The organism is Streptomyces sp. NBC_01485 (assembly GCF_036227125.1).
Lineage (GTDB): Bacteria > Actinomycetota > Actinomycetes > Streptomycetales > Streptomycetaceae > Streptomyces.
On the sequence record NZ_CP109435.1, the window covers coordinates 3,644,468 to 3,661,969 of the forward strand.

General features: G+C 72.4%; 11 protein-coding genes. 6 read left to right on the top strand and 5 right to left on the bottom strand.

What is annotated here, in order from left to right; all coding sequences use genetic code 11:
- Positions 1-6: 6 nt before the first annotated feature.
- Complete coding sequence (gene ftsE / locus OG352_RS16735; protein WP_093772567.1) at positions 7-696, bottom strand: cell division ATP-binding protein FtsE; 690 nt, start codon at positions 694-696, stop codon at positions 7-9.
- 318 nt (positions 697-1,014) lie between these two features.
- Between ftsE and OG352_RS16740 the strand changes: the two genes are divergently transcribed.
- Positions 1,015-1,209: a hypothetical protein gene (locus tag OG352_RS16740; RefSeq protein WP_057574411.1), complete on the top strand. Its 195-nt coding sequence runs from the start codon at positions 1,015-1,017 to the stop codon at positions 1,207-1,209.
- 101 nt (positions 1,210-1,310) lie between these two features.
- Here OG352_RS16740 and OG352_RS16745 read toward each other — a convergent pair whose 3' ends face one another.
- From OG352_RS16745 to OG352_RS16760, 4 genes are all read right to left on the bottom strand, one after another.
- Entirely contained in the window at positions 1,311-2,279 is a 969-nt protein-coding gene (locus OG352_RS16745; protein WP_329217832.1) for a hypothetical protein, read from the bottom strand.
- Positions 2,280-2,606: 327 nt separating this feature from the next.
- Entirely contained in the window at positions 2,607-3,713 is a 1,107-nt protein-coding gene (prfB, locus tag OG352_RS16750; protein ID WP_329217833.1) for a peptide chain release factor 2, read from the bottom strand.
- Between the two features lie 82 nt (positions 3,714-3,795).
- Entirely contained in the window at positions 3,796-5,049 is a 1,254-nt protein-coding gene (locus OG352_RS16755) for a serine/threonine-protein kinase (protein WP_329217834.1), read from the bottom strand.
- 137 nt (positions 5,050-5,186) lie between these two features.
- Positions 5,187-6,938, bottom strand: a complete 1,752-nt coding sequence (locus tag OG352_RS16760) for a serine/threonine-protein kinase (protein WP_329217835.1) — start codon at positions 6,936-6,938, stop codon at positions 5,187-5,189.
- A 385-nt stretch (positions 6,939-7,323) separates the two neighbouring features.
- On the opposite strand from OG352_RS16760, the gene OG352_RS16765 reads away from it, so the two are divergent.
- From OG352_RS16765 to OG352_RS16785, 5 genes are all read left to right on the top strand, one after another.
- The gene (locus OG352_RS16765) at positions 7,324-10,854 is read left to right on the top strand and encodes an FHA domain-containing protein (RefSeq protein WP_329223860.1); all 3,531 of its coding nucleotides are present in this window, start codon (positions 7,324-7,326) and stop codon (positions 10,852-10,854) included.
- Positions 10,855-11,334: 480 nt separating this feature from the next.
- Positions 11,335-12,753 (top strand): ABC transporter substrate-binding protein, encoded by a 1,419-nt coding sequence (locus OG352_RS16770; RefSeq protein ID WP_329217836.1) that lies wholly within the window; start codon positions 11,335-11,337, stop codon positions 12,751-12,753.
- Between the two features lie 7 nt (positions 12,754-12,760).
- The gene (locus OG352_RS16775) at positions 12,761-14,053 is read left to right on the top strand and encodes a carbohydrate ABC transporter permease (RefSeq protein WP_329217838.1); all 1,293 of its coding nucleotides are present in this window, start codon (positions 12,761-12,763) and stop codon (positions 14,051-14,053) included.
- A gap of 88 nt (positions 14,054-14,141) precedes the next feature.
- Entirely contained in the window at positions 14,142-14,993 is an 852-nt protein-coding gene (locus OG352_RS16780; protein WP_329217840.1) for a carbohydrate ABC transporter permease, read from the top strand.
- A gap of 200 nt (positions 14,994-15,193) precedes the next feature.
- Positions 15,194-17,470 carry a bifunctional glycosyltransferase/CDP-glycerol:glycerophosphate glycerophosphotransferase gene (locus tag OG352_RS16785; protein WP_329217842.1) on the top strand — a complete coding sequence of 759 codons (2,277 nt, stop codon included), beginning with the start codon at positions 15,194-15,196 and terminating at the stop codon, positions 17,468-17,470.
- Positions 17,471-17,502 lie beyond the last annotated feature (32 nt).

Sequence of the window (17,502 nt, forward strand, 5' to 3'; positions counted from 1 at the left end):
GGGCGGTCAGTGCTGGTAGCCGTAGACGCCGCGCGCCTGGTCGCGGACGAGACGGCCCTGCTCCAGCTCGATGACGCGCTTGCGCATCTGGTCCACGATGTTCTGGTCGTGCGTGGCCATCACGACGGTCGTGCCGGTGCGGTTGATCCGGTCGAGCAGCTTCATGATGCCGACCGAGGTCTGCGGGTCGAGGTTGCCCGTGGGCTCGTCGGCGATCAGCAGCTTGGGCCGGTTGACGAAGGCCCGCGCGATGGCCACCCGCTGCTGCTCACCGCCGGACAGCTCACCGGGCCTGCGCTCCTCCTTGCCGCCCAGCCCGACGAGGTCGAGCACCTGCGGCACGGACTTGCGGATCTCGCCCTTCGACTTGCCGATGACCTCCTGCGCGAAGGCGACGTTCTCCGCCACCGTCTTGTTCGGCAGCAGCCGGAAGTCCTGGAAGACCGTCCCCAGCTGGCGGCGCATCTGCGGCACCTTCCAGTTGGAGAGGCGCGCGAGATCCTTGCCCAGCACGTGCACCTGACCGTGACTGCACCGCTCCTCGCGGAGAAGCAGCCGCAGGAAAGTGGACTTTCCGGAGCCGGAGGACCCCACGAGGAACACGAACTCGCCCTTCTCCACCTCGAGGGAGACATCCCTGAGTGCGGGGCGGGTCTGCTTGGGGTAGACCTTGGAGACGTTGTCGAATCGGATCACGGATGCACCACGGGTCGCCGGGGGTAGATGAGCGTGACCATACGCGAACCGAGCAGTGCGCCGCAGGCGTCGGGAGTGGTTGGGCGGAGCTTGTGGTCTTTTGTCTGGCGGGGGCCAGGGGCGCGGGGCTGTATCGATATGCGGCTCCGCCGCGGGGCGCGACAAGCCCCCACCGCCCCGCAGCCGCGAAACCAAGCCCAGGCCCCCCAATGGGAGCGACCCGCGCAACCTCCGGAGGAACCTGGCACAGTGGTAGGGGGAACGTTCGCGTTCCCCCAGGCGTTGTGTACATGGAACCGGTGCAAGGAGGGCGAGCGCATGACGTACGACCGGCTGGTGTGCGCTAACTGCGCCGCGCCCGTGAGCGAGGGCCGGTGCCCGGTGTGCCGCGCGAACCGCGAGCGGCTGCAGCAACAGGAGAACTTCTTCGCGGGGCTGAACCCGATGGCGCTGATCGCGCTGCTGGCGGTGCTGGTGGCCGCGCTGGCGCTGCTGGCCCACCAGACCGCGTAACAGGCCGCGCAACCCGCTGGGACAGGCACGCAGAGGGGCCCGGAGCTGATCGCTCCGGGCCCCTTCGCGCGTACGTCACGTACGGGTGCGGCTGCCTACCGTCAGGCAGCGGCCCCGCCGCGGCCAGCCGCGAGGCGCGGCAGCACACGGAAGCCGATGCCGCCGGCGATCATCGTGGCGGCGCCGATGATCAGGAACGTGGTCTCCCCGGCACCGGTCTCGGCCAGCTCCTTGCCGCCGCCCTGGGCGACGGCGTCGGCGCGGGTGTCCGAGGTGTCGGTCAGCGCGGAGCTGCCCACGTCCTGGGTGGACGTGCCGTCGGTGCCGGTACCGGTACCGGCGGAGGTGCTGCCCTCCGAGGACGAGCCGGACGAGGTGTTGCCCTCGCTGGAGCTGCCGGAGGACGTGTTGCCCTCCGAGGCGGAGCCCGAGGAGGTGTTGCCCGTCGAGGTACCGGCCGAGGTGCCCGTGGACGTACCCGCGGACGTACCCGTCGAGGTACCGGCCGAGGTGCCCGTCGAAGTACCGGCGGACGTACCCGTCGAAGTACCGGCGGACGTACCCGTCGAAGTACCGGCCGAGGTGCCCGTCGAGGTACCCGTCGAGGTGCCCGTGGACGTACCCGTCGAGGTACCGGTGGACGTACCCGTCGAGGTACCGGTGGACGTACCGGACGAGGTGCCGGTGGACGTGCCCTCGGACGTACCCGTGGAGGTGCCCTCCGACGTGCCGGTGGAGGTGCCCTCCGACGTACCGGACGAGGTGCCCGTGGACGTGCCCTCGGACGTACCGGAGGAGGTGCCCTCCGACGTGCCCGTGGAGGTGCCCTCGGACGTGCCCTCCGACGTACCGGCGGACGTGCCGCCGTCGGTGCAGATGATGATGATGGGGCACTCGCCGTCGCGCGAGGCGGAGGCGTCGTCCCCCGTGGCGGTGGTAGTGGTGCTCGTGTCGACAAGGCCGTCGTCACCGGTGGCCGAGGCGACGCCGGCGACCGTCAGTGAGGCGCCCGCGGCGATCACGGCGCCCGCGGCTATGCGCGCGACCCGGATCCGCGTCTTCTTGGTCATATGGTTGCTACCCCCAGTAGCTGATCGTCGATGAGGCCGCGCCCGGGGCCGTGATCGACGGAGGTAGCTGAGAAGCAGCTGAAGCCCCCCGGTTCACATGCGCCCCAGAGATACGCATGCCACAGTGCACCTTCCCCATTTTCAAAGGCAACGTCAAGGTCGTTGCGTACGCAATGTCCAACAGGGGGCGCTTTGCCGGATGTTGGAGCTGTGAGTGTGATGTAAAACCCAGACATTGGGGAAGTTGAAAGGGAGTGGGAAGGGAAGTAGCAGGGCGCGAAAAAGGCAACCGCCCCCGAATCGGAGGCAGTTGCCTTGTCGACAAACCTACTTCTCCTGCTGCTTGCGCCAGCGAATTCCGGCTTCCAGGAATCCGTCGATCTCGCCGTTGAACACGGCCTCGGGGTTACCGACCTCGAATTCGGTGCGCAGGTCCTTGACCATCTGGTACGGGTGCAGGACGTACGAACGCATCTGGTTGCCCCAGGAGTTGCCGCCGTCGCCCTTGAGGGCGTCCATCTTGGCCTGCTCCTCCTGCCGGCGCCGGTCGAGGAGCTTCGCCTGGAGGACGTTCATCGCGGACGCCTTGTTCTGGATCTGCGACCGCTCGTTCTGGCAGGAGACGACGATGCCGGTGGCGAGGTGGGTGAGGCGCACCGCGGAGTCGGTGGTGTTCACGCCCTGACCGCCCGGGCCGGAGGAGCGGTACACGTCGACCCGCAGCTCGGACTCGTCGATCTCGATGTGGTCGGTCTGCTCGACCACGGGGAGGATCTCGACGCCCGCGAAGGAGGTCTGACGGCGCCCCTGGTTGTCGAAGGGCGAGATGCGCACGAGGCGGTGCGTGCCCTGCTCCACGGAGAGCGTCCCGTACGCGTACGGGATCTGGACGGCGAAGGTGGTCGACTTGATGCCGGCCTCTTCGGCGTACGACGTCTCGTAGATCTCGGTCTTGTAGCCCTTCTGCTCCGCCCACCGCAGGTACATGCGCTGCAGCTTCTCGGCGAAGTCCGCGGCGTCGACGCCGCCGGCCTCGGCGCGGATGTTGACGAGCGCCTCGCGGGAGTCGTACTCACCGCTGAGCAGCGTCCGGACCTCCATCTCGTCCAGCGCCTTCTTGACGGCGGTGAGCTCGGACTCGGCCTCGGCGCGGGTGTCCGGGTCGTCCTCCTCCTCGGCCATCTCGAACAGCACGACGAGATCGTCGATCCGGCCGCGCAGCGTGTCCGCCTTCCTGACCTCGGCCTGGAGGTGGGACAGCTTGCTGGTGATCTTCTGCGCCTCGTCCGGGTTGTCCCACAGGGACGGCGCGGCCGCCTGCTCCTCGAGCACGGCGATGTCTGCCCTCAGCTTGTCGAGGTCCAGAACGGCCTCGATCGACTCCATGGTCGAGGAGAGGGACTTGAGCTCTTCGGATACATCGACGACTGCCACGCCTCCCAGCGTAACGGACCCGGCATCCCGGCCCGTCCGGCGTAACGGCATCACGGAGTCATGACGTCACGGCATCACGACGTCACGGTGCCGTCGGGGCCGAGTTCTTCGTGTCCTGCGGGGTCGCGCCCGCGTCGTCGCCCGAGGTGGCCGCCCAGGTGCCGGCGCCTACCGCCACCACCAGTGCCGCCGCGGCCACGCCCAGCGTGATCCGGCGCCGCCTGGTGACGGAGCGGTTCCGGGCCGAGCCGGGGCGCGGGGCGCCGGCCGCCCTCGGCACCCGGGCGGTGCCGTGCGCGCCGCCCGCCAGTTCGTCCGGCGCGGGCACCCGCATCGAGGTGTGCGTGTCACGGTTGGAGTCCGGCTTCGCGCCGGGCACCAGCGGGACCGAGCCCCGCCGCTCACGCCCGCCGGAGGGCGCCGGCGCCTCGGGGGCCGCACCCGGCTCGCCGCCGCCGTCCCCCTCAGCCTCCGGTTCCGTGTCCGGCTCGTCGACGTCCAGCGGGGGCATGCCCGCCAGCGTGGGCAACTGCTCGCGCAGGCGGGCCGCCAGTTCGGAGGCGCGCAGCCGGGAGGCCGGGGCCTTCGCCAGGCACTGCACGAGCAGCTGCCACAGCTCGTCCGGGATGCCCGGCAGCGGGGCGACGGCCTCCGTGACATGGCGGCGCAGCACCGCGCCCGGGTGGCCGCCGCCGAACGGCGTGAAGCCCGCGAGCAGCTCGTACAGCACCGTCGCCAGGGCGTAGATGTCCACCGAGGCGCGCGGCGGCAGGCCCTCGACGATCTCCGGGGCGAGGTAGTCCGGCGTGCCGATGATCTTCGTGGCGCGGGTCCGTTTGGGGGTGTCGATGAGTTTGGCGACGCCGAAGTCGGTCAGCAGCGCGCGGTGCGAGCCGCCGGGGCCGAGCGGACCCTGCATGTCGAGGAGCACGTTCTCCGGCTTGACGTCCCGGTGGACGACCCCGGCCGCGTGCGCGGCGGCCAGTCCCTCGGCGACGTCCGCGACGATCGCCACGGCGGCCTCGGGCGCGAGCCGCCGGTCCCGTTCGAGCCGGGTGCGCAGGTCCGTGCCGCGGACCAGGTCCATGACGAGCGCCAGGTCGTTGCCGTCGACCACCAGGTCCCGTACGGACACCACGTTCGGGTGCTCCAGGCCGAGCAGGGCCGTGCGCTCCTGCACGAAGCGGCCCACCAGCTCCTCGTCGGAGGCGAGGTCCTCGCGCAGCAGCTTGACGGCGACGGGCCCCTCCGGTCCCTCGCCCAGCCACACCGTGCCGGCGCTGCCCCGTCCGAGGATCTGGTGGGCGGTGTACCGGCTGCCGATCTTCCGTGCCAAGGCTGCTCCTACAGACGCGTGTTGCCCATCAAAGTACGCGTCCGAAGCGCCAACCTTCACCGCGGAGACGGAAATCACCCGCCAGGTGTCGACAAGTCCACAAACTCGCGGTCAGCCCCGGTGTCCCGGCCGGTGTCTCAGTTCGCGCCACCGCCGGAACCGCTCCCCGAGCCACTGCCCGAACCGCTGCTGCCCAGGTCGCCGATCCATCCGGTGACGTCCCCGACCCAGCCGCTGACCAACTGCCACCAGCTCTTGCCCGTGCCGATCCAGCCCTGCAGCGGGCTGAACTCCCAGACCAGCCAGCCGGCCACGAACAGGATGACGATCGTGAACAGGCAGCCCTTCAGACAGCCGAGCCCGGGGATCCGCATCGGGTTGGCGCTGCGCTGCCTCGGCTCACGCGGCTGCCGGGGTTCCGGCGCGGGCCGCTGCTGAGGCTGCTGAGGCTGGGGCGGCGGCGCGTACCGCTGGGGCTGCTGCTGGGGCTGCTGGTGCTGCGGAGGCGCGTACTGCTGCTGCGGCTGCCCCTGGTACCCGTAGCCGGGCTGCTGCGGTTGCTGCGGACGGCGCTGGGGCCGCTGCTGCTGCGGTTGCTGGGGCGGATACCCCTGCTGCGGCTGCTGCTGCGGGGGCTGCTGGCGGGAGACCTGCCGCTGGGGGCGGCGGCGCAGCGGGTCCTGGCCGGGGTCGAGGTAGGGCTGGACCTGCGTCGGTTCGTTGCGGTCGCGGGCGGCCCGCATCTGGTTCTGCCAGGGGTGCGGCTGCTCGGGCTGCTGGCCGGACTGCTGTCCGGGCTCGTGCGGCGGCACCGGCGGCAGGACGGCCGTCCGGTCGGCCGCGCCCGCCGGACCGCCCGTGTGGGGCAGGACGGCGGTGGGGTCCGCCGCGCCCGCCGGGCCGGCCGTGTGCGGCAGGACGCTGGTCGCGGCGTTCGGGTCGTAGGCCCCGGCCGGAGCCCCCGGCACGGTCGCGGGCGCCGGGTTGGGCGCGAGGATGTGGCCGACGCCGTCGGCGGCGGCGATCTGCATCGAGTTCGCGTGCACCCCGATGCCCTCGGCGACGATCCGCAGCCCGCGCGCGAGGTTCTCGGCGCTCGGCCGGTGGTCGGGGTTCTTGCTCAGGCAGCGCTCGATGACCGTCCACAGCGGGTCGGGGACCGTGGAGGGGCGGCGCGGCTCGGCGCTGAGGTGCTGGTGGAGGACTTCCAGGGCGGAGCCGCCGGAGAACGGCGGACGGCCGGTGACCAGCTCGTACAGCAGGATTCCGGCGCCGTAGATGTCCACGGCGGAGGTCTGCGGGCGGCCCTCGGCGGACTCGGGGGCGACGTACGCGGGCGTGCCGACGAACTCGCTGGTGCGGGTCAGGCCCGGGGAGTCGGCGAGGCGGGCGATGCCGAAGTCGGTGAGCAGCGGGTGCATCTCCCCGCCGTTCTGCCTCAGCAGGACGTTGGCCGGCTTCAGGTCGCGGTGCACGACGCCGTCGGCGTGGCTGGCGGCGAGCGCGTCGGCGACCTGGGCGGTGAGCAGGGAGGCGGCGACGGGCGTGAAGGGGCCGTTCTCGCGCAGGTAGCGGTGCAGGTCGGGGCCCTCGACGAGGTCCATGACCAGGGCCAGCAGATCGCCCTCGACGACCAGGTCGCGGACCCGGACGATGTTCGGGTGGGTCAGCCGCAGCAGCACGGACCGCTCGCGCAGGAAGCGCATCACGACGTCGGGGTCGTTCGCGAGCTCTTCCTTGAGAACCTTGATCGCGACGGTCTCCCCGGGCTGGCCCGGCACGGCCGCCTCGGCGCCCGCGGTCTCGCGCTGGCGGGCTCGCCAGACGGTGCCCGTGGCGCCGCGTCCGAGCGGCTCCTCGAGCAGGTACTTGCTGCCGACTGGCCGCACGTCACGCGCTCCCTGCTGCTTGCTTACCTGTGCTGTCCGTGTTCCGACCCACTGTAGTGCCGCCGTCCGGACACCGGGCTGTCGTCTTTGTTCGCAGAAAGACGCGTGGCCCGGTCCCCTTGGTTGCCCGAGCCGGACGTGACCGATCTCAACTGATCGCCGGTGGCGTACTTGTCCGGCACTTTTGCGGGCAGAGCCGACCAATCAAGATCACTTGCCATCGGGGGGCGGGCGCGTTGTCAGTGGCAGGTGCGAGGATGCCTTCAGTACTGGCAGTGCTCCTGCGGAACTGCCGCGGGAGCGGCCGGTACTGGCAGTACTGGCCGCTGTGCTCGTGTGGGGTGGGGGGAAGTCCGCGCCCGTGCAGAAGGGACCGCTGACGGCGATGCAGATCCGGCTGACCGTCGTAGACCCGACGGGCCCGCCCGCCGACGCACGGGCCCGGGCCGCGAGCTGCGACGTGCTGGTCACGGCGCCCGCCGGCACGGCCCTGGCGGCGGTGGCGTCCGCGCTGGCCGCGGCGGTCTCCGGGGAGGGCGCCGCGTCGTCCTCGTCGGCGGCGGCGGTCGTGCTGTACGCGGGCGTGGAGCGGCTCGACACCCAGCGCTGCACGCTCGGCGAGCCCCCGCTGATCGACGGCGCGGTGCTGTCCCTGGGCGCCCCGGCCGACCCCGAGCCGCATCCCGAGGTCGACGACGCCCCGGCCCGCCTGCACGTGGTGGCCGGTCCCGACGCGGGCGGCGTCCATCTCCTGCACGGCGGTCAGGTCCGCGTCGGCCGCTCCGCCGACGCCGACGTGCCTCTCGACGACCCGGACGTCTCCCGCCTGCACTGCGCGGTGACGCTCTCGCCCGACGGCCGCCTCACGGTCGCCGACCTCGGCTCCACCAACGGCACCACCCTGGACGGCACGCGCGTACAGACCCGCCCCGTCCGCCTCGCCCCCGGCGCCCTGCTCCGCATCGGCGAGTCGGCCCTGCGCCTGGCCCCACCCGGCGGCCCGGGCCCCCGGATGCCGACGACACCGGACGGCGAGGGTCATGTACGGGTGCCCCGCGGGGGCACGGACGGAGAGGGGGGCGCGGACGCGGAGGCAGGGGCTGACCGCGCGGGCGACCATGAGGGCCCGTCCGGCCCGTCCAGCACCTCGGGCCCTTCCGGTCCGACCGGTCACGCCTACGGGACGGTCGACTGGAGCGGCTCGGGCGACGACGCCCGGGGCGAGCGGGGGCAGGGCCAGCGGCGGGGGCGCGGTACCGGGGAGACCCTCAGGGTGCCGCCCGTCGTGCGTCGCACGGCGCCTCCGCAGGTGCCGGGCCAGGGCACGGCACCGCGCATCGAGAGCACGTCCGGAGCGGGCGAAGGCTCCCTGCCCGGCTCCGTGACCGGTTCGACGGCCACCCACGGCGGACGCTCGGGCCTCGGCTCGTTCACGACGCCGTACGACGACGACGTCCGAGGCCCGCACACCGCCCACACCCCCGACACCTCCGCCACCACGTCCCCGTACGACGTCGACGCCCTGGAGACGATCGACGACCCGCGCGGAGCCTCCCGCCGTAAAGGCACCCCCCTGCGCGGCACCGACGTCCCGCCGGGCGTGCGCAAGCGTGGGGGGCTCTCCGCGTGGGCGCGGCGGCTGGCCGGGGGCCGTGGGGGCGACGAGGACACCGTCGTCCCCGGGAGCTGCGGCGAGGAGGCGGCCGGAGTCGAGTCGCCGCCGTCCGCCGCCGCCACCCCGCCCCCCGCGCCGGAGACCTGGCCGGACCCGGCGGCGCTGCTGCTGACGGCGCTGGGGCCGGGCCCCCGGCTGTGGGAGCGCGGTCCGGGGCACCCGGAGGCGCTCACCGTGCGGCTCGGCACGGCCGACCGGGCGGCGCCCGACGGCTCGGGTCTGCTGCCCGCCGTCCCGGTGACGGCAGGGCTGCGCGAGGTCGGCGCGCTCGGGCTGGCCGGGCCGCGCCCGAGGCTGTCCGGGCTGGCGCGCGCGGTGCTGGCCCAGCTCGCCGCGCTGCACTCCCCCGACGCCCTGGAGATCGTCCTGCTCAGCACGGACCGCGCGCGTTCCGAGGAGGAGCGCGCCGCCGAGTGGTCCTGGCTGGGCTGGCTGCCCCAACTGCGCCCCGGGCACGGCCAGGACTGCCGTCTCCTCCTCGCCTACGACCGCGACCAGGCCACGGCCCGCACCGACGAACTCCTGCGCCGCCTGGAGGACCACGTCTCCGACAGTGCGAGCGGCCCGGGGCCGGCGCAGGTGCCCCCGCCGCGTGGCACCGCGCGCCGCCCCTCGTGGGCCGTGGCGGACGACACGGGCGGCGGCTTCCCCGGCCCGTACACGGTGGTCGTCGTGGACGGCGACCCGGGCGGCGCCGACCTGCGGGACGCGGTGAGCCGGCTGGCGGTGACCGGTCCGCGCGCCGGGATCCACGTCGTCTGCCTGGCCGAGACGCCCGCCGCCGCCCCCTCCGCGCCGCCGGCGCAGACGTACGAGGCGGCGTGCGCGGCGGTGCCCACGTTCCGCGCGTGCGGGGCGGTCGCGCTGCTCAGCGGGGACGTGGCGACGGCGCTGCGGCTGCTGCGGGTGGCGCGGTCCGGGGCGGACACGGAGCGGCCGGGCCCGGTGGGCGCCGGCACGGTCGGCGCGGTGGACGCGGTCTCCCTGGCCTGGGCCGAACGCTTCGCGCGCGCCCTGGCCCCCCTGCGCCCGGACAACGCCGGCGGCGGTGCGGAGCGGCACGCGCGCGTGTCCGCGCCGCTCCCCCAGTCGGCCCGGCTCCTGGACGAGCTGGGCCTCGCCCGTGCCACGCCCGCCTCCCTGATGGCGCGCTGGGCGGCCGCGGCGGACGACGCCGAGGCGCTCGGCGGCCGGGCGTGGGCCGTGCTCGGCGCCGGTCCGCGCGGCCCGGTCGGGGTGGACCTGGCCGCCGAGGGCCCCCACCTGCTGATCGAGGGCCCGCCCGGCAGCGGGCGTACGGAGCTGCTGCGGGCGGTCGTCGCCTCGCTGGCCGCGGCCGAGCGCCCGGACCGGCTGGACATCATCCTGCTGGACGGCCGCGACACCGTCGGCAAGGGCAGCGGCGGCGGCCCCGGCGACGGTCTGCAGGTCTGTACGGACGTCCCGCATGTCAGCACCCACCTCACCGCCAACGACCCCGTCCGGATGCGGGAGTTCGCGCAGTCGCTGAGTGCCGAGCTGAAGCGGCGGGCCGAGCTGCTGGGCCGCTCCGACTTCGCGGAGTGGCACACGCACCGCTCGGTCTCCGGCCGCATCCTCCCGCAGCGCACCCCGAACACCCCGCCCCCGGCGACCGGCAGCACCGCGGCAGGCGCCGCCGACCTCGACACCCCGCCCAGCACCACGCTCCGCCTGCGCCCGGGAGCGGCGGCCCGGCAGCGGACCGAGACGGCGCCCCCGCTGCCCCGCCTGGTGGTGGTGGTCGACGACCTGGACGCCCTGGTCTCTCCCGCCCTCGGCTCCCCGGGCCGCCCCGCCGCCGGTTCGGTGATGCGCGCGCTGGAGGCGGTGGCCCGCGAGGGCGAGCGGCTCGGCGTGCACCTGGTGGCGGCGGCCGGCCCCGGAGTCCGTACGGCGGAGTCGGAGCCGGCCCGCAGGTCCACCGTTCGGATCACTCTCGAAGCACCGGGTTCCGGCGCGGACGAACCGGCCCCGGGCCGAGGCCGCCTCAAGGGCGCGGACGGCCGCCTCACCCCCCTCCAGGCCGGCCGCGTCACCGGCCGCATCCCCCGCACGGCGACCCTCCGCCCCACGGTCGTCCCCCTGGAATGGCCCCGCATGGGCGACCCCCCGACCCGCAGACCGGTACGAGAACTGGGCAACGGCCCGACGGACCTGGCCCTGCTGGCGAGCGCCCTGGAACGAGCGGCCCGCCAGCACAGCCCATCAGGCGTCCACTGATGCTTGTCAGCCCGTCCAGCGTCCACTGACAAGCGCCCGGCCAGAGCATCCCAGCCCGTCCGGCGTCCACTGACGATCACCGGTCAGTGCACTTCAGCGGGTCGGGCGCTCACGGACAGGGCACCGGTCAGGACAACTCAGCCGGTCGGGCGCTCACGGACAAGGCACCGGTCAGGACAACTCAGCCGGTCGGGCGCTCACGGACAAGGCACCGGTCAGGACAACTCAGCCCGTCCGGCGTTTGAGGACGAGGCCCCTTAAGGGCCGACAGCGGGGGCCTGGGGGCGGCAGCCCCCAGCAACGCCCACACCAACACCCCGCACCGACACCCCCGCACCAACACCCCTCACCGATCACGACGCGGTCACGATCCCCCGCCCCACCGCGTGGGCGCTCTTGCCGAGCCATGGCACCCGGCGTAGACCAGTGCCCACGGGACAACGCTCAACGTTCGACGAGGAACGAAGAACGGGGCCAGTGATGCGTAGCACGAGCAGCAGCACCATCCGGACACACCAGACGCACCGCACACGCCAGACCCACCGCACACGCAGCACCGTGAGAGCAGCCGCCACGCTCCTGGCGGGAGCCCTCGCGCTCTCGCTCACCGCCTGCGGCAACGACGACAAGAGCGGCAGCACCGGCAGCGGCACCGGAACCAAGGATTCCGGCAGCGGCCTCACCCTCCCCAAGCTCGACGGCACCACGCTCGAGGTGGCCGCCGTATGGACCGGCACCGAACAGGCGAACTTCAAGAAGGTCCTCGCCGAGTTCGAGAAGCGCACCGGCGCGAAGATCACCTTCGTGCCCGCCCAGGACCCGATCATCAACTTCCTCGGTTCGAAGATCGCGGGCGGCTCACCGCCGGACATCGCCATGCTGCCGCAGCCCGGCGCCATCAAACAGGCCGCCGACAAGGGCTGGGCCAAACCGCTGGGCGCCGAGGCCCAGGCAGAGCTGGCCAAGAACTACTCGCAGAGCTGGCAGGACATCGGCAAGGTGGGCGGCAAGCAGTACGGCGTCTACTACAAGGCGGCGAACAAGTCGCTGATCTGGTACAACGCCAAGGTCTTCGAGAACGCGGGCGCGGCCGAGCCCGCCACCTGGAACGACCTGGTGAAGACCGCGCAGACGGTCTACGACTCCGGCGTCACCCCGTTCTCGATCGGCGGCGCCGACGGCTGGACCCTCACCGACTGGTTCGAGAACGTCTACCTCTCCCAGGCGGGCCCGGAGAAGTACGACCAGCTCGCCCAGCACAAGATCAAGTGGACGGACCCGTCCGTGAAGGCGGCCCTGACCACTCTCGCCCAGATCTGGGGCAAGAAGGACTGGATCGCGGGCGGCGCGAGCGGCGCGCTCCAGACCGAGTTCCCGGCCTCGGTGACGCAGACCTTCACCGGCGGCGACCAGCCGAAGGCGGCCATGGTCTACGAGGGCGACTTCGTGCAGGTCAACATCGCCGACACCAAGGCGAAGGTGGGCACGGACGCGAAGGTGTTCCCGTTCCCGAAGGTCGGCTCCACCGCGCCCGTGGTCTCCGGCGGTGACGCGGCCGTCATCCTGAAGGACTCCAAGGGCGCGCAGGCGCTGGCCACCTTCCTGGCCTCGCCGGACGCGGCGGAGATCCAGGCCAAGCTCGGCGGCTACCTCTCGCCGAACAAGAACGTGGACATCTCCGCGTATCCGAACGAGGTCCAGCAAAGAATCGCCAAGGCGCTGATCGCGGCCGGCGACGACTTCCGCTTCGACATGTCCGACCAGGCCCCGCAGGCCTTCGGCGGCACCCCCGGCAAGGGCGAGTGGAAGGAGCTCCAGGACTTCCTGAAGAACCCGACCGACGTGGCCGGCATCCAGCAGAAACTGGAGTCGGACGCGGCGGCGGCGTACGGGAACTGACCCGGCGATGAAACAGTCCGTGACCGGCACGCGCAGGAGCGTGGCGGCGCTGTTCCTGCTGCCCGCCCTGGTCCTGCTCGGCGCGCTCGTGGTCTACCCGATCGGGTACTCGGTCGTGCGCAGCTTCTACGACCAGTCCGGCGACGGTTTCGCCGGCGCCGACAACTACAAGGCCCTCTTCACCGACGCCGGCATCCGCACCGCGCTGAAGAACAACGTGATCTGGGTGGTGTTCGCGCCGACGGTCGCGACCGCGCTCGGGCTGATCTTCGCGGTGCTGACCGAACGGGTGCGCTGGGGCACCGCGTTCAAGCTGGTCGTCTTCATGCCGATGGCGATCTCGATGCTGGCGGCCGGCATCATCTTCCGGCTGGTCTACGACCAGGACCCGGACAAGGGCGTCGCCAACGCGGTGTGGGTGGGCGTGCACGACACGTTCGCCCAATCGTCGGCGTTCCCGAAGGCCCACCCGGGCCGCGACTCGCCGCTGCGGCCCGACCAGGGCGGCTTCCTCACCAAGACCCCCGTCCGGGCCGGCACCCCGGTCGCCCTCCCCCTGGTCGGCGTCGCCCCCGACCAGATGCCGGACAGCGCGAAGAACGCCGTCACAGCGCCGGCGGACCCCGGCAGGATCACCGGCACCGTCTGGCAGGACTTCACGCGCGGCAAGGGCGTCGGCACGCTCGGCGCGCCCGACCCGTCGGAGCTGGGCTACGCCGGGATGCGGATCGAGGCGGTGAAGGACGGCAGGGTGGTGGCGTCGGCCAAGGCCGCCGACGACGGCACCTTCACCCTCCCCGCCCAGGCCGACGGGGCCCGACTCCGGCTTCCGGCAAGCAACTTCAAGGAGGCGTACAACGGCCTGGACTGGCTGGGCCCGACGCTGGTCACGCCGTCGATCATCGGCTCGTACATCTGGATGTGGGCGGGCTTCGCGATGGTGCTGATCGCGGCCGGTCTGGCGGGCGTGCCACGGGAGTTGCTGGAGGCCGCGCGCGTCGACGGCGCGACCGAGTGGCAGGTGTTCCGCCGGATCACGGTGCCGCTGCTCGCGCCGGTCCTCGCGGTCGTCACCGTCACCCTGATGATCAACGTGCTGAAGGTGTTCGACCTGGTGTTCATCATCGCCCCGGGCTCCTCGCAGGACGACGCGAACGTGCTCGCCCTGGAGCTGTACCGCAAGGGCTTCTCCGAGGACCAGCCCGGCATCGCCAGCGCCATCGCGGTGTTCCTGCTGCTGCTGGTGATCCCGGTGATGTGGTTCAACGTGCGTCGGCTCAGGCGGGAGGTCAGGCGATGAGCGTGCACCTGTCCTTCTGCTGGGGGTCTGGGGATTGTCCCCCGGACGGAAGCAGCAACGTGCGTCGGCTCAGGCGGGAGGTGCGGCGATGACGGCGGCGGGCAAGTGGCTGGTGGAGAAGCTCAACGGCGGTCTGGTGCGCGCCTTTCTGCTCGTCGTCGGGCTGTTCTGGCTGGTCCCGACGATCGGGCTGCTCATATCCTCCCTGCGCTCCCCCGAGGACATGAGCGCCGGCGGCTGGTGGAAGGTGTTCTCCCAGCCGTCCCAACTCACCTTCGACAGCTACCGGAAGCTGCTGGAGAACGGCGACATCACCAGCTCCCTCGTCAACACCGTGCTGATCACGGTGCCGGCGACGGTCCTGGTCGTCGTCATCGGCTCGCTCGCGGGCTACGCGTTCGCGTGGATGGAGTTCCCGGGCCGGGACTGGTGGTTCCTGGGCGTCGTGGGCCTGTTGGTGGTGCCCGTGCAGGTGGCGCTGATCCCGATCGCCGAACTGTTCGGCAAGATAGGCCTGTTCGGGAACATCCTGGGCGTGATCCTGTTCCACGTCGGGTTCGGGCTGCCGTTCGCGGTGTTCCTGCTGCGGAACTTCTTCGCGGAGATCCCCCGCGAACTGCTGGAGGCGGCCCGCCTCGACGGGGCCGGTGAACTGCGGCTGTTCGCACGGGTCGTGATGCCGCTGGGCGGGCCGGCGATCGCGTCCCTGGGCATCTTCCAGTTCCTGTGGGTGTGGAACGACATGCTGGTGGCGCTGGTGTTCACCAACGCCGACAGCCAGCCGATCACGGTCGCCCTGCAGACGCAGGTACGGCAGTTCGGCAACAACATCGACGTGCTGGCGCCCGGCGCGTTCATCTCGATGGTGATCCCGCTGGCCGTGTTCTTCGCGTTCCAGCGGCAGTTCGTGTCCGGCGTGATGGCGGGCGCGGTCAAGTAGCCGCAAACGCACGGGGAATCACGTAAGAGCACCGAAAACCAGGGGAAACCACGGGAAACCAGGGGGCGGGCAGGGTCATCGGCCCGCCCCTCTCCGTTAACCCGAAATCCCCCGTATGCCTCGGAAACCGTAACCAATTCACTCCTTCGGCCGTTCCCGGGCAAGGCCCTGTCCCGCCCGCGCCGACCCATGGATGTCCCTTGCCCAGGTTCAGTGTCATCGTCCCCGCGTACAAGGTTCAGGCGTACCTGCACGAGTGCCTCGAATCGGTGCTGTCCCAGTCGTACGCCGATCTCGAACTCATCGCCGTCGACGACCGTTCGCCTGACGCCTGCGGCGAGATCATCGACGAGTTCGCGGCCCGCGACGCGCGCGTGCGCGCCGTGCACCTGCCGCACAACGTCGGGTTGGGGCAGGCCCGTAACGCGGGACTGGAGCACGCCCGGGGCGACTACCTGCTGTTCCTCGACTCCGACGACACGCTCACCCCGGACGCGCTGCGCGCGATCGCCGACCGGCTGCAGGACACGGGCGAGCCGGACGTCCTGGTCTACGACTACGCGAGCACGTACTGGACGGGCGAGGCCGTCCGCAACAAGTTCGCCGACCAGCTCGACGAGGAGGGCCCGGCGCCGTTCAGGCTGGCCGACCGGCCGGGGCTGCTGAGGGTGCTCATGGTGGCCTGGAACAAGGCCTACCGGCGGGAGTTCGTCGAGAGCGTGGGCCTGACGTTCCCGCCCGGCTACTACGAGGACACGCCGTGGACGTACCCGGCGCTGCTGGCGGCGAAGACGCTGGCGACGCTGGACCGGGTCTGCGTGCACTACCGCCAGCGCCGCCGGGGCAACATCCTGTCGACCACGAGCCGGGGCCACTTCGACGTCTTCGAACAGTACGACCGGGTCTTCGCGTTCGTCGAGCAGCACCCCGAACTCGCGGAGTGGCGGCCGGTGTTGTTCCGCCGCATGGTCGACCACCTGTCGACGGTCTTCACCAAGCGCGACCGGCTCCCGCGCGGCTCGCGCGCCGAGTTCCTGCGCAGGGCCCGCGCCCACTACCGGCGTTACCGCGTCCCGGGCGCCTCGGTCCCGCTGCGTTCCCGGCTGCGCCACACCCTCGTCCACTTCGGCGTGCACCGCACCTACCGGCTGTTGCAGGTGTCCATGACCGTGCGCCGGCGCACGCAGAAGGCGGCCTCGAAGCTGACCCGCGCCCTGCGGGCGGCCGCCCTGCAGGCGCACTACCGCGTCCAGTTGCGGCTGCCGCTGCGCGCCGACCGGGCCGTGTTCGCCGCGTACTGGGGCCGTGGGCACGGCTGCAACCCGGGCGCGCTGGAAGAGGCGTTCCGCACGTTCGCGCCGCAGGTGCGCACGGCGTGGATCGCCCGCCCCGAGCACCAGGCGACCGTACCGCCGGGCCCGCGTCACGTGCGCCCCGGCACGGCCGCCTACTGGACGGCGCTGGCCCGCTCCAAGTACCTGGTGAACAACGTCAACTTCGACCGGCGGCTGGTCAAACGGCCCGGCCAGGTCTTCGTGCAGACCCAGCACGGCACCCCCCTCAAGCACATGGGCCTCGACCTCCAGGAACGCCCGGCGGCCGCCCGGGACATGGACTTCGCCGCGCTGCTGGACGGCGTCGACAAGTGGGACTACGTCCTGTCCGCCAACCGCCACACCACCCTCACCTGGGAGCGCGTCTACCCGGGCCGCTACGAGACCCTCGAGTACGGCTACCCGCGCAACGACGTCTACCAGAAGGCGACGGCGGCGGACGTGGCCCGGCTGCGCGAGACCCTCGGCATCCCGCGCAGCGCGGTCGCCGTCCTGTACGCGCCCACCCACCGCGACTACCGCCGCGTCCAGGGCTCCCACCTCGACCTGGAGCGCGTCCTGCGCCGGCTGGGCCCCCGCTTCGTGATCCTGGCCCGCGCCCACTACTGGCAGGACGCCCCGCTCGCCCGGCGGACGCCCGGCGTCATCGACGTCACCGGCCATCCGAGCGTGGAGGCCCTCTGCCTGGCCTCGGACGCCCTGGTCACCGACTACTCGTCCCTGATGTTCGACTACGCCAACCTGGACCGCCCGATCGTGATCCACGCCGACGACTGGGAGGCGTACGAGGCGGCCCGCGGCACCTACTTCGACCTGCGGGCCTTCCCGCCGGGCGCGGTCGCGCGCAGCGAGGACGAGCTGATCGACATCTTCGGCACCGGCCACTGGCGCGGCTCCCGCTCGACCCAGTTGCGCACCGCGTTCCGTGAGCGGTTCTGCGCCCACGACGACGGGCGCGCCGCCGAGCGGGTCGTCCGGCGGGTCGTGCTGGGCGAGACCGAGCTGCCCGCGGTGGTGCCGCTCGCCGAGCGCTGCCCGGCGGCGTCGGCGGCGCAGACGGCGGCGCAGGCGCAGTCGGGACGCCCGCCGCTCGCCACCGTGCCCCGGCCGTCCGGCTCCCGCCCCGTCACCGACAGCCACTGACCGCCGTTCGCCTTCCGACGCCTCACGACGTC

Excerpts from the sequence above, each read along its gene's own strand:
- OG352_RS16775 (WP_329217838.1), top strand. The coding sequence starts at position 12,761 with ATGAAACAGTCCGTGACCGGCACGCGCAGGAGCGTGGCGGCGCTGTTC.
- OG352_RS16770 (WP_329217836.1), top strand. The coding sequence starts at position 11,335 with ATGCGTAGCACGAGCAGCAGCACCATCCGGACACACCAGACGCACCGC.
- OG352_RS16740 (WP_057574411.1), top strand. The coding sequence starts at position 1,015 with ATGACGTACGACCGGCTGGTGTGCGCTAACTGCGCCGCGCCCGTGAGC.
- OG352_RS16765 (WP_329223860.1), top strand. The coding sequence starts at position 7,324 with ATGCAGATCCGGCTGACCGTCGTAGACCCGACGGGCCCGCCCGCCGAC.
- OG352_RS16745 (WP_329217832.1), bottom strand. The coding sequence starts at position 2,279 with ATGACCAAGAAGACGCGGATCCGGGTCGCGCGCATAGCCGCGGGCGCC.
- OG352_RS16780 (WP_329217840.1), top strand. The coding sequence starts at position 14,142 with ATGACGGCGGCGGGCAAGTGGCTGGTGGAGAAGCTCAACGGCGGTCTG.